This is a genomic window from Paenibacillus sp. EB106-06-01-XG199 (assembly GCF_058791575.1).
This window is the reverse complement of the sequence record NZ_JBYTDQ010000003.1, coordinates 603349-615833: the sequence shown is the minus strand read 5'-3', so window position 1 is coordinate 615833 and position 12485 is coordinate 603349. Positions and strand designations below refer to the sequence as shown.

Annotated in this window: 10 protein-coding genes; 6 read left to right on the top strand and 4 right to left on the bottom strand. The window is 49.8% G+C overall.

Annotation, left to right across the window (positions count from 1 at the left end; translation table 11 throughout):
* Positions 1–71: 71 nt before the first annotated feature.
* Both AC3WT9_RS13585 and AC3WT9_RS13580 read right to left on the bottom strand, forming a co-directional pair.
* Complete coding sequence (locus tag AC3WT9_RS13585; protein ID WP_341379351.1) at positions 72–2528, bottom strand: MMPL family transporter; 2457 nt, start codon at positions 2526–2528, stop codon at positions 72–74.
* Between the two features lie 28 nt (positions 2529–2556).
* A complete protein-coding gene (locus AC3WT9_RS13580) occupies positions 2557–3174 on the bottom strand; it encodes a TetR/AcrR family transcriptional regulator (protein WP_341095214.1) in 618 nt (205 codons plus the stop codon).
* 295 nt (positions 3175–3469) lie between these two features.
* Between AC3WT9_RS13580 and AC3WT9_RS13575 the strand changes: the two genes are divergently transcribed.
* The 5 genes from AC3WT9_RS13575 to AC3WT9_RS13555 all read left to right on the top strand — a co-directional run bounded on the left by AC3WT9_RS13575 (position 3470) and on the right by AC3WT9_RS13555 (position 9022).
* Positions 3470–5689 carry an MMPL family transporter gene (locus AC3WT9_RS13575; RefSeq protein WP_341379350.1) on the top strand — a complete coding sequence of 740 codons (2220 nt, stop codon included), beginning with the start codon at positions 3470–3472 and terminating at the stop codon, positions 5687–5689.
* 174 nt (positions 5690–5863) lie between these two features.
* Positions 5864–6574: a glycosyltransferase family 2 protein gene (locus AC3WT9_RS13570; RefSeq protein WP_341095211.1), complete on the top strand. Its 711-nt coding sequence runs from the start codon at positions 5864–5866 to the stop codon at positions 6572–6574.
* Entirely contained in the window at positions 6555–6890 is a 336-nt protein-coding gene (locus tag AC3WT9_RS13565) for an SDR family oxidoreductase (RefSeq protein ID WP_445935346.1), read from the top strand. Before AC3WT9_RS13570 ends, AC3WT9_RS13565 begins: the two co-directional genes overlap by 20 nt.
* 285 nt (positions 6891–7175) lie before the next feature.
* Positions 7176–8372 (top strand): sensor histidine kinase, encoded by a 1197-nt coding sequence (locus AC3WT9_RS13560; protein WP_341379349.1) that lies wholly within the window; start codon positions 7176–7178, stop codon positions 8370–8372.
* Positions 8369–9022 carry a response regulator gene (locus AC3WT9_RS13555; RefSeq protein ID WP_341379348.1) on the top strand — a complete coding sequence of 218 codons (654 nt, stop codon included), beginning with the start codon at positions 8369–8371 and terminating at the stop codon, positions 9020–9022. The genes AC3WT9_RS13560 and AC3WT9_RS13555 overlap by 4 nt, the downstream gene beginning before the upstream one ends.
* A gap of 63 nt (positions 9023–9085) precedes the next feature.
* On the opposite strand, the gene AC3WT9_RS13550 is transcribed toward AC3WT9_RS13555, so the two are convergent.
* Entirely contained in the window at positions 9086–9322 is a 237-nt protein-coding gene (locus AC3WT9_RS13550; RefSeq protein ID WP_445935345.1) for an FAD-binding protein, read from the bottom strand.
* Positions 9323–9352: 30 nt separating this feature from the next.
* Complete coding sequence (locus tag AC3WT9_RS13545) at positions 9353–9973, bottom strand: hypothetical protein (RefSeq protein ID WP_341095205.1); 621 nt, start codon at positions 9971–9973, stop codon at positions 9353–9355.
* Positions 9974–10484: 511 nt separating this feature from the next.
* Between AC3WT9_RS13545 and AC3WT9_RS13540 the strand changes: the two genes are divergently transcribed.
* The gene (locus tag AC3WT9_RS13540) at positions 10485–12473 is read left to right on the top strand and encodes a Na+/H+ antiporter (protein WP_341379347.1); all 1989 of its coding nucleotides are present in this window, start codon (positions 10485–10487) and stop codon (positions 12471–12473) included.
* The last annotated feature ends 12 nt before the right edge of the window (positions 12474–12485 follow it).

Genomic DNA, 12485 nt, shown 5'->3' with positions numbered 1-12485 from the left:
GAGCCTGCAGACATTGTCCGCAGGCTCTGCTTTTTAAGAATTTTGGGGGACGGTCTAACGGCCGCCTTTTTTTATTTCTTTTCTCCGCCCTCGGCATGGAGCTTGGCGATTAGCTTATCGCCCTCGACATCAAGGTTGGGAAGCAGACGATCCAGCCATTTCGGAAGCCACCAGGCTTTGTCTCCGAAGACCGCCATTACGGCCGGAACGAGCGTCATACGGATGATGAAGGCATCGATCAGGATACCGAAGGCCAGCGCGAAGCCGATCTGCTTAATCATCGCGTCAGGTGCGAAGATAAAGCCGGCGAAGACGGAAACCATGATTATGCCTGCTGCAAGTACGACGCGGCTGGCGAGATCATAGCCATGAACGACGCTGTCGTTGCCACGGCGTCCGTGGACGTAAGCCTCGCGCATGGAGCTGACCAGGAACACTTGATAGTCCATCGCCAGCCCGTACAGAATGCCGGTGACCAGAATCGGCATGAAGCTGAGCAGCGGACCCCCGGTGTCAAAACCGAACAGGGAGTGCAGCCATCCCCACTGGTACACGGCTGTGGTAAGGCCGAAGGTGGCGAGCACGCTGAGAATAAAGCCAACTGTCGCTTTGATCGGAACGATGACCGACCTGAAAACGAGCAGCAGGATGATTAACGACAGAATTACGATGATGCCAATATAAATTGGGAAAGCATCGGAAAGCTTGGAGGACATATCAATATTAATGGCGGTGAAGCCGGTCACGCCAAGCTTAACATCATTCCCGGATGCGAGGCCGGAAGCGGGATCGCGCAGATCCTGTACCAGATCTCTTGTCGCTGTATCTGTCGGGCCGGTTTTTGGAATTAGACTGATAATGGCGATATCTCCGGTCGCATTGACACCCATTGGGGACACCAGCGTGACGTTATCATGCATTTGCAGCTCCTGAACCAGCTTGCCCAGGGTCTGCATAGAAATCTTGTCGGACGGGTTGTTCGGCTGGGCCACCAGCAGCAGTGGTCCGTTGAAGCCTTCGCCGAAGCCCTTGGAGATAATGTCATAGCTCTGGCGTGCCGGGGTGTCCAGGTTCGCCGAGGCACCGGACGGAATACCCAGCTCCATTTTTGTTACCGGGATCGCCGCTGTTCCAAGACCCAGAACCACCAGAATAATGATGATCCAGCGGTATTTCACGGTAGCGTTCGCCCAGCGGTGTGAGAACCCGTGGCGGGCTTTGTTAACGGAAGCAACGTTTTTGGAGCGGGCCTTAGCGGTGCAGATCCGTTCACCCACCAGACCCAGCAGCGCAGGCAGCAGGGTCAGCGCCAGCAGGACGTTGATCAGAACGCTGACAGCGGCCACTAGAGCCATGGTTGACAGGAAGCCAATGCCGATGACCAGCATGCCGCATAGGGCGATGATAACGGTTAGTCCGGCGAAAAATACTGCGCTGCCGGCGGTACCTAATGCCCGGCTTGCTGCTTCGCCGGCGCTTAATTTCTCATCGAGAATCAACCGTCGCTGCCGGTTGACGATGAACAGCGAGTAGTCGATGCCGACAGCCAGACCGATCATAACGGCGAGAATCGGCGTGATGTCATTCATCTGGATGATGCTTGAGAGGGCAAACGCTCCGCCGACGCTGATCCCGACGCCAAGGAGTGCGGTGATCAGCGGCAGCCCTGCGGCAACGACCGAGCCAAGCGTAATAAACAGTACAATGGCTGCGACGACGACGCCTACCGCTTCTGTCGATCCGATCGACGGAATACTCTTCAGCGAATCGCTCGGAATGGCTGTGATGCCAGAGCCTGCCTGCTCGACTTCGGTCACAGTGTTGATGATGTTATCCGGTACGGAAGATGGCAGCGACGTCTGCTGAACAGTGAATTGAAACTGGAACAGGGCGATGCTGCCGTCGGCGGATAACATGACGCCGGGAACCGGAACACCGTCAGCCAACAGCGGTCCGTAAGGAGCTGCCTGAGCTGTAGCAGCCGCTTGACCCGTTGCGGCCGAAGGGTCTGCAGTGGCAGATTGACCACTGGCAACAGCTTGTCCCGCAGCATCAGTCTGACCCGTAGCTGCCGAAGGATCAGCAGTGGCAGATTGACCACCGGCAGCGGCTTGACCCGCAGCGTCAGTCTGTCCCGTAGCGGCTGACGGGTTTGCTCCTGTAGCTTGTCCCGCAGCAGCGGCGGCTTGAGCAGCCAGCTCGGCCGGGTTGATAATATACTCCATATTATAGACATCATTGATAGCCTTCAGAATCAGCGCTGTCCGCTCCGGCGTGTCCAGCCGTTCTCCGGCAGGCGCGGTGAAGGCGACGCTCGCCTGGCCGCCGGCAGCAGCAGGAAGCTCTTCAGCCAGCATATCCAGAACTTTTTGCGATTCCGTGCCTTCAATTTTCATTTCGGAGCTGGATTGGATGCCATTGACGCCTAGCAGGGCACCTACAACACCGAGAATAAGAATCCAGGCCGTAAGGAAATACCATGGTTTGGAATAAGCCGATTTTCCCAATCGGTATAGAAATGTTGACATGTAATGGTTTCTCCTTTTTATCTCTGGTTTAGAAGCCGTTGCGTAAATAAGCAAACATGGAATTCAAATATTGATCGAACGACAATGCACCGGTGTGTTCATCCTGTGACTCGCCCGGCAGCAGCACGTTTAGCCGTCCGTCCAGAATTGGCACGAACGCTCCATAGACAGCACCCGCAAGAAGATGGGTATATCCGTCCGCATAACGTCCATGAGAGAACTGCTCGAGCGTCTGCTGTGCTGCGATCTGTAAACGGCGGAATACGCTGAGGATATAAGGCTCCAGCGAAGGGTACTGATTCGCAAGTGATACGAACTGGCGTAATTGATACAGAAACTCGGAAGTAAACTGCAGCTTCAGCAATTTGTACAAGGCATCCAGTGGTGTTGCATCCGGAGCCAAGCCTGTTAGCAGTATGTTCTTGTCCTCTTTTGAAATGTTGCCCATAAAATACTCTGCTACCGCCTCCTCTTTGCACGAGAAGTAATTGGCAAAGGTCCGCCGGGAGTAGCCGGCCTTCTGGACAACATCATCGACAATGAAGCCGTCCATACCCAACTCAAGTGCAAGCTCGAAGGCGGATTGGGATAAGGCATAAGCTGTGGCTTCCTTCTTTTTATCGCGCAATGTCGGCTTGGGGTTCAAGTTCCAAGCGACCTCCTTTCTTGAGTACAGAGGATGCTCTGCTCTCTATTTGCTATTTCTATATTATTGCCCAAAGAGCAAAATTGCACAATGGGCAATTATTTGCGGAATATGAGCTTCTTGAAACCATAATGAACAAAACATGTCGAAAGATAACTTTCGCATGTTTTGTTGTCTAAAGGGCTGCCCAAAAGGGCAGATTCTCCGTGCCCCTTTGGACGATGGCAGAAGGTCTCCCGGTCTATAAGATAAAGGCATAGAGAAAAACATTTAGCATAGAGGAGACGATACTGAAATGGCAAAATTATTATACCGGCTGGGGTTTTGGTCGGCGAAGAACCGGATTAAAGTCCTACTGGGAAGCATTACACTTTTGGTGGCAGCAGCTATTGTGGCACTGTCGATGGGTATCCATTTTGGTGAGGAAACCTCCATTCCCGGACTTGCCTCGCAAAAAACACTGGAGGTTATGGAAAAGGAATTTCCAAACCCGCAGGGTGACCTCGGGAAAACCCAATTGGTGCTAAAGGCTCCCGGCAATGAAACGTTATCCTCTGAAGCAGCACAGCAGCTAATTGCGGAGAAGCTTAAGGAAGTGGCAGCGGATCAGGAGGTAGCTTCGGTTGTAAGTCCGTATGATAACCATTCATTGAATGCGGACAGCAGCATTGGCTATGCCACAATTACGTATAAAGTGCCAGGTGACGAAGTTACAGAGGCATCGAAGGATTCAGTTACCGAGATTGCAGAAGGCCTGCGGGATGCCGGCTGGCAGGCCGAATTGATCGGCGACGGCTACGTAAAAATGGCAACCAGCAGTCCGGCCGAAGCACTTGGGGTATTGGTGGCCTTGGTAATCCTTGCAGTTGCTCTTGGTTCTATCCTTACCGGCGCTTTACCGATTTTAACAGCGGCTTTAGGCCTTGGCTTTGGTATTATGCTGATTATTATCGGAACGAGTATATTGGACATTCCGTCGTTTGCTTTATCGCTGGCCGGTATGCTTGGACTGGCTGTCGGCATCGATTATGCATTATTCATTATCGCCAGATACCGCCAGCAGCTTGCCGAAGGCTATGAAAGACGGGAAGCAATCGCCATTGCGAATGGAACAGCCGGGAGTGCAGTGGTGTTTGCTGGAATAACAGTTATTATTGCTCTGCTCGGCTTTTCCTTTGTGGGCGTACCGTTCCTTAGTGCTATGGGCATGGCAGGCGCGCTATGTGTATTCACTGCTATATTGATGACGATATTTGTGGTGCCGGCAATACTAGAATTAATGGGAGGTAAAATCAAAGCACCGGTCAAGCGTTCCAAGGGCTCAGAAAGCAAGCAGAAGCCGGCAGGCCGCGGGAATTTGTGGGGAAGATTTGTTACCGGGCAGCCTTTAGTGGCTGTAGTGCTGGGTGTTGCGCTGTTGGCAACCATTGCTCTGCCATTCTTCCACATGGAGACGGGCCTTGGGAATGACGGTCATAAATCGCCGGATAAAACCGAGCGCCGGGCCTACGACCTCCTAAGTGAAGCCTACGGTGAAGGGTATCATGGACCGTTAGTAATATTGGCAGAAACAGATGGCGGGGAAGCGGCTGCCGCCAATCTTAATAAAGTGATTGAAGAAGTGAAGACCTACCCCAACGTCGTTATGGTAAACCCGCCGGTGACTGGACCATCCGGAAAAGTGTCGCTGATTACCGTCGTGCCGGCAACGGGACCCAATGATTCAGAAACCTTAGACCTTGTGCATCTGATTCGTGATAAGGCTTCGGAAATAGAGCAGCAGGATCATGTCAAAATTGGGGTAACCGGCAGTACTGCTGTCAATATTGATATCACTCAGAAGTTGAATCAGGCCTTGCCTAAATTTTGCCTGATCATTGTTGGTTTGGCCTTTGTACTGCTGATGCTGGTGTTCCGTTCGATTCTGGTTCCGATCAAGGCAGTGCTCGGCTTCATTCTGTCGCTCGGTGCGACCTTGGGATTTGTCACCTATGTTGTTCAGGATGGTCATTTCCAAAAGCTGTTCGGATTCTATGCGGAAGCGCCGGTGTTCAATTTCCTGCCGATCATTGTAGTTGGTGTTCTGTTCGGCCTGGCGATGGACTATGAAGTGTTTCTGGTCAGCCGGATGCGTGAGGAGTTCAAGAAGAGTGGAGATGCCAAGAAGTCTGTTCTTGCCGGTATGCACCACAGTGGCGGAGTCGTAACCGCAGCAGGACTTATCATGGTTGCCGTCTTTACCGGATTCATTCTGGCAGAGGAGCCTATGGTCAAGGTCATGGGACTGGCGCTCGCCTTTGGGGTTCTGTTTGATGCCTTTGTAGTCCGGATGTTGATTGTTCCTGGTCTTATGACCCTGCTTGGGAAGTCGGCCTGGTATTTTCCAAAGTGGCTGGACCGGCTGCTTCCCAACCTGGATGTGGAGGGTGAGGAAGTTATGAAGGAAGTAGAACAGAAACAGCTGAAATTTGTGAAGGAAGCTAATATCAGATTCTTGGCTGAACCCTTAGAATAAGCTGGTTTAAGAAGCGGCAGCCGTTGATTAGTACAATATTCAATGACTGCCGCATTATTATCCATAAATCGTTAAGAAACTGGGGGAGGTTGCAGTGAGGATAGGCGTTATTGGGGTGGGGTATGCGGGATTGGTGTACGGTGCAGTAATTCATTGGCAAAGAGGTGTTGCTCCATGACCCGCCTTTCAGTGGTCGCACCTGTCTATAACGAAGAGGGTAATATTTACGATCTTTACTTAAGCATCACGAACGCGTTGAAAGAGAAAGTGGAAAGTTATGAAATAGTGCTGGTGAATGATGGCAGCAGAGATCGAAGTGCTGTCCTGCTGAATGAAATCGCCCAGATGGATGAGGCGGTAAAGGTCATTCATTTTGAGAAAAACTATGGGCAAACGGCTGCGGTCTGGGCCGGAATTAAGCGCTCTACAGGCGAATTAATCGCCCTTATGGATGCAGACCTCCAGACAGATCCCCGGGATATCTTCAGACTGATGCCATTTATTGAGAGGATCGATTTTGTAAATGGAAAACGGGTGGATCGCAAAGAACCCATGCTGAAGAAAATATCTTTGCGGCTCGGAAATAGAATTCGCAATTGGATCACCGGAGATTCGATTTATGATACAGACTGCCCTATGAAACTCTTCACCCGGGAGGTGGCAGACAGCTTTCATTTATACAATGGAATGCACCGTTTTCTGCCGACACTCGCAAAGATGAATGGATTCTCAGTCCTTGAAGTCACGGTAACCCATCAGAGAAGGAAATACAGCGTATCTAAATATGGGATTTTGAAGGAGGGGTGCACAGGTTTTATGGATGCCATGGTCATCGGCTGGCTCAAAAAGAGAGGGATTCTGTACCATGTTAAAGGAGGAAATTAAGATAAAATTACACAATAAAGTAGCGGTTGTTACAGGTGCACCGTCAGGGGTAGGCCGGGCGATAGCGGAATTGTATGCCAAGGAAGGTGCCATGGTTGTGGTGGCCGATCCGGGGATGTGGTCTCTGAGGTCGTGGACGGAATCAATCTGGCCGGAGGGGCAGCCGTGGGCATCGTTGCTAGGAACTCAGCGCAGTGAGGCGGTTGAGCCTATAGAAATTGCGACCGTTGCCCTTTTCCTTGCCTCCGAGGATTCCAAGTTTGTCAACGGAACTGTGATTGCGGCAGATGGTGGCTGGCGGCGTATTAACCCATAGCACGCTCAATGAATACTCGTAAGCAAAGGTTAAGAGGCATTGATGGAGATTTCCATGCAATGTCTCTTTGTGTATTATGAGGAGTTCAGCCACACTGCCCAAAAGGGCAAATATCATTTGCCCTTTTGGACGGTGTGGAAAGTCTTACAACATTATAGAATTAAAAGAAGTGGAAAATTATAAAGTTAGGGATGCTTTTACATGTATTTAATAGAGGATTACAGCAGAATGCAGTTAGGTTAAAATAAAACTTACGGATCAGAGAGACGATCAGGGGGAGGACCATTGAACAATAAAAAAAACGGAATGCAGGATATTAGTGAATTATTCGCTTCAAGGCTGCCGACTTTGATTTGGGTGTCAATCGTTTATGCAGGAACAATAATACTGCAATTTCTTAAGGAGCCTTTGATTTTAGAAGGTGCTGTATTTACAGGCTTGTTTACAGTTCATGGATTATTACACTGGAATTCCTACAGAGTCACTCACAATAAATTTTGGCTGTATTTCTCAATTCAAGCGGCTTTAATTTATTTGTGTGCGATTTTAATGCGAGATGGTTATCAGGCGGTTTTAATCGGACTGCTGCCTATACTGATAGCTCAGAGCCTCAGTCTTTCCTTCCGGGTGAAGAGAGCAGTATTCGTTTCACTTATCAGTATTGTGGTATTTTTTAATTCCGCTTTGACTGTTGGAGATTCCGGTGAACTTATCTTATTTCTTCCTATATTTATTCTGATGCTGATTATTGTGCTGGCTTATGCAATATTGTTCTTCAAGCAGGTCCAAGAGCGGCTCAGAATTCAGAGCTTTCTGGAGGATCTGAGAGAAGCCCATGAGAAGGTGGAGGAGTTAACCCTTGCGAATGAACGCCAGCGTATGGCCCGGGATTTGCATGATACACTGGCACAAGGGGTTGCCGGACTCATTATGCAGCTCGAAGCCGCAGATGCTCATATGTCACAGAATCATGCGGAGCGGGCGCAGGGAATTATCAGGCAGTCGATGCAGCATGCACGCCGGACATTGGCCGAAGCCCGGAGAGCGATTGACAATCTGCGCTTGAAATCAGCACCCGAGATTGATTTCAAGGAGGCCATTGGCGATGAAATTGAACATTTTAATGACGCCACCGGGATCCTTGTATCCACGGAATATCATTTGAACAAGCGGTTGTCCAGATTGCTGATGGAACATAGCCTGCATATCATTAAAGAATGTCTGACCAATATTGCCCGCCATGCAAAGGCTGATAAAGTATGGGTTGTGGTTTCCACGCAATACGACAGGCTGATTATTGAGATTAGGGATAATGGCATTGGATTTAAAACAGATGATATTGGCAAGGATGCCGGACACTATGGGTTGCTGGGAATTAAAGAGCGGGTAAGACTAATTGGAGGAGAGATTAACGTGGACAGTAACTCAGAAGGAACCCGCATTAAGCTGGAGACACCTTTCATTGAAGGAGAACTTACATGAATGTATACAAAATTCTGATTGTAGACGATCACTTTGTAGTCCGGGAAGGATTAAAGCTGATTCTGGAGACAAGTGAGCAGTTTCAAATGGTTGGTGAAGCCGGGAACGGTTCAGAGGCACTGCAATTGATCAAGGAGCTGCAGCCAGACGTGATTCTGATGGATTTGAATATGCCAGTTTTGGGCGGCCTGGATACGATGAAGGAGTTAAGGAACCAAGGATGCACGATTCCGGTAATAATTCTCACAACCTATAACGAAGACGATCTAATGATCAGTGGCCTGGCCATGGGGGCGAAAGGATATTTGTTGAAAGATACCAGCCGTGAGAATCTGTTCAGAAACATTGAGTCGGCAGTACGTGGAGAAACCTTGCTCTCCGCCGATATTATGGAACGGGTAATTGCAGTCAAGTCGCAGCAGAAAGCTCCAATTCCTCTGAAACATGAAGCCAATCGCTTGACTGACAAAGAAATATTCATCCTGCAGTCTGTCGCCAAGGGGTTCAAAAGCAAAGTAATTGCCATTGATATGGGAATCTCCGAGCGTACCGTAAAAGCACATTTAACGACCATTTACAATAAGCTTGGAGTAGATTCACGTTCGCAGGCGGTTGCCGTTGCACTGGAGCGGGGGATTTTGGAAATGTAAGATCGGGTTGTCCTGCAACTATGGTGATGATCAGAAAGTGATTGAAGTCAAATTCAGAATTAATTACCCTTCAGAGAGGGAGTACTCTTCACCTTCCACCAAATCCTTGTAATCAGCGCTCCATTCTCCGCCGTGTTCACTGTTCGGATTCACCCATTGCTTGTTTCCGTACCAGGCCCCTGCTTCCAGTACCAGCACTTTCAGCCCCGCTTCTCCAAGCTCATTAGCCGCAACGGCACCTCCGCCGCCGGTCCCGATAACAATTACATCAGCATCGAACATGGGCTCAGCTGCACACAATAGATGATCCCCCTCCCTGCCGCTCAATAGTCAACACATTGCCAAGCAGGGCCCGATAACCAGAGACAATTCCCGGGTATTCTGCTTGTATCCAACCCACCGGAACCCTTCCAGTCTCCGCTTCGTCGGAACACTGAGCCGGGTCTTTCCGTATGCCGGCCATTCCGAGTAGTTGCCAAACATGGTCTGTCTGTTGAGGAAATCTATGTTATACCGTATAAGACCTGCATCATTCCGGAAGGGAGGCGGTACAGTTCCAAGATCGAGGTCCGCATGCTCCAGCATGGCAAGTACCCGAATCCGGTCTGCAGGGTGAAGGGCGGCGAACGGACTTCCCTCCCAAACGGAATAATCAATAACAGCCTGCATTTGTCCGGAGGCGACGAATTGAACGGCACCGCAATTGAGCAACCCGGCGACAGGAGAGGCTAGCGGTACAACTGTCAAATAAAAGCCCTGCACAAGCGAAAGAGAGTGGTCCAGCTCCCAGATCATATACTCGTGAACACATAAATTAACAGCACCTGCAGTTTGCACGTCCCCGCATACGGAGCCTGTCGCAGTATTTGGGATTATTGCTTCAACAAGAGCGCGAAATGTGGTACAGGTATGGGGAGAGACGGTTGCGGCGTAGGTTGCAGCCGGATGCATAACAAATCCCCCTTTGCTATAACGGATTTTGCTGGTCTCCAGTTTCCCGTATATAGATATCTATTCCTCAGAATTCACTTTAGACGCTGTTCAGCAGCAAGAATCTGAAATCTTAAAGAGTTGAATAGATGGAGCAGGCTGTATTAACGAAGTAGCTGGCGATTCCCGATAAAAATACCTATACAAGTTAAACTAAAGAACTACCTTGAGGCTAAAGCAGCGGAGGGGAATTTTGGAACTGTAGGAGCGATAGCGACCGCCTGAAAGCTTTCCGTAGGAAAGCTCGCTTCGAAAGCATAAGCAGTCTCCGGATTTCAACCGCAAATAGCGGGTTAAATCAAGATATCGGGAGAAGGGCAGCGGCCGGAAGTCCAAACATTCACCGCAGTTGCGTTCTATGCCGGTTGGGTAAGTCTAAAGTTCAACTTATATAAGTGACAAGATGATTTACATTCAGTTTAAACATTTATCTTACATTAAAATGAATTCTCAGATATGGAGGTAAGATCTTTTGGAATTGTTTGAATATATTTTGCTGATGCTGGCGGCAGTCTCTTTATCCAATTTAGTGAACCGGTTTATCCCTTCGGTCTCCGTGCCTATTATTCAAATCGTGCTGGGGATAGTGATTACTTGGCTGCCCCTGCACTATGAACTGAAACTAAATCCGGAGCTGTTCTTGTTGCTGTTCATTGCCCCGTTGCTGTTCAATGACGGCAGGCATGCCGACAAAGAGGCACTTTGGAAGCTGAAGAAGCCCATTCTTTTGCTGGCGCTGGGTCTGGTCTTTGTAACGGTAGGAGTCATGGGATATTTCCTTAATTGGCTGCTTCCGGTCATCCCGCTGGCGGCGTCCTTTGCACTGGCGGCTGCATTAGCGCCTACTGATGCCGTGGCGGTGGGCGCACTGGAGCAGAAAGTCAGAATCCCCCACCGGACGATGCAAATCCTTGAGGGAGAATCTTTAATAAATGACGCATCGGGTCTAGTTTCCTTTCAGTTTGCCGTGGCCGCTATGGTCACTGGGGTGTTCTCCTTCAAATCCGCCGGGCTCAGCTTCATTTCCATTTCACTAGGCGGTGTAGTGCTGGGTCTTCTGCTCACGCTAGTGAAATATGGAGTGGTGAAATGGCTGCGGAGACTGGGAATGGAGAATGTCACACTTCACATGTTGATTGAGATCCTGACTCCCTTTTTGATCTTTATGGCGGCCGAGGAACTGGGGGTTAACGGCATCCTTGCCGTCGTCGCCGCAGGAATTGCCCATTCTTTCGGATACAAGAAAATGAATCCCGAAGTAGCCAAGCTGAGCATTGTCTCTAAAAGCACCTGGTCGGTCATAATTTTTGTATTGAACGGGCTGGTCTTCCTGCTGCTTGGCACCCAGCTTCCGGAGATTATTCAGACGATTTGGAACAGCCCGGAAATAGGGAATTTTAAAGTGATTATGTACACGCTGCTATTGACTGCGGCTGTACTCGGGCTGCGCCTTATCTGGGCCCTTCTGATGAATATTCCCGAAGGGACCGAACCGCGCGCCCCTTGGCAGCTCAGATTCAAGAAGGCAATTATCCTTAGTTTGTCAGGAGTCCGTGGAACGATCACACTGGCGAGTACATTGTCGCTGCCGTTTTTTCTTAATGATGGCACAGTATTTCCGGCCAGAGATCTGATCATTTTCCTGGCGGCTGGAGTTATATTGTGGACTCTGCTGGCCTCCAACTATCTGCTGCCGCTTTTATTGGGGAAAGAAACGCAAACAGAGCAGGAAGAGGAGGAGATTCAGACGAAAATTGAGATTCTGAGGAATGTTGTTAGCGGATTAAACGACCTGACCACGGACCAGAACCGGCTGGCTACTGCCCAGATCATCAATACGTATACCTCCAGAATCCGAACGCTCAGGAAAGATGAGAAGAAGGATAAGGTACAGCAGGCCTTGGGCCTGGCTGTCCTGCAATGGGAAAGAGAGAATACGCTGCTTGCGCTGGACAACAAAAAAGTGAATCCATATACAGCGTACCGTTATCTGAACAGAATTAACCGGCTGCTGTTTATGCACACACGGAATCCCCAGTATAAAAGAGAGCTGTTCCCCGTTAAGCATTGGGACGAGGTGGCCGGGGTGCTGCAGCAAGCCCGGTTAAGCATCCGCGAAAGACGTGCCGAATTGACCAGCCTCAGTATTCAAAATACTGCTTATGTCATTAAGCAGCTAAAGACTCTGCTTACAGAAGGAGGGCCGGATATGGAGACGGTCAACTCGGTAGTTCTGCAATATGAACGGATGCTGCTGCGCCTGACAAGAAGCGAATCCGACACCGGCACCCGAAAAGAGTTCGACATGTCATTGCAGGAGCTGGCCCGGGTCGGAATTCAGCTGGAGAGAGATCATATCCAATCCATGTTCGAGACAGGGCGTCTCTCCAGACAGGGCATGAAAGAAATGAAACGCGATATCCTCTTCATGGAGCATGATCTGCGGGAAGAGACGAGTTAAGGAGGGCGGTCT

Coding starts and splice junctions, on each gene's coding strand:
- AC3WT9_RS13555 (WP_341379348.1), top strand. CDS start 8,369: ATGAATGTATACAAAATTCTGATTGTAGACGATCACTTTGTAGTCCGG.
- AC3WT9_RS13585 (WP_341379351.1), bottom strand. CDS start 2,528: ATGTCAACATTTCTATACCGATTGGGAAAATCGGCTTATTCCAAACCA.
- AC3WT9_RS13545 (WP_341095205.1), bottom strand. CDS start 9,973: ATGCATCCGGCTGCAACCTACGCCGCAACCGTCTCTCCCCATACCTGT.
- AC3WT9_RS13570 (WP_341095211.1), top strand. CDS start 5,864: ATGACCCGCCTTTCAGTGGTCGCACCTGTCTATAACGAAGAGGGTAAT.
- AC3WT9_RS13565 (WP_445935346.1), top strand. CDS start 6,555: ATGTTAAAGGAGGAAATTAAGATAAAATTACACAATAAAGTAGCGGTT.
- AC3WT9_RS13575 (WP_341379350.1), top strand. CDS start 3,470: ATGGCAAAATTATTATACCGGCTGGGGTTTTGGTCGGCGAAGAACCGG.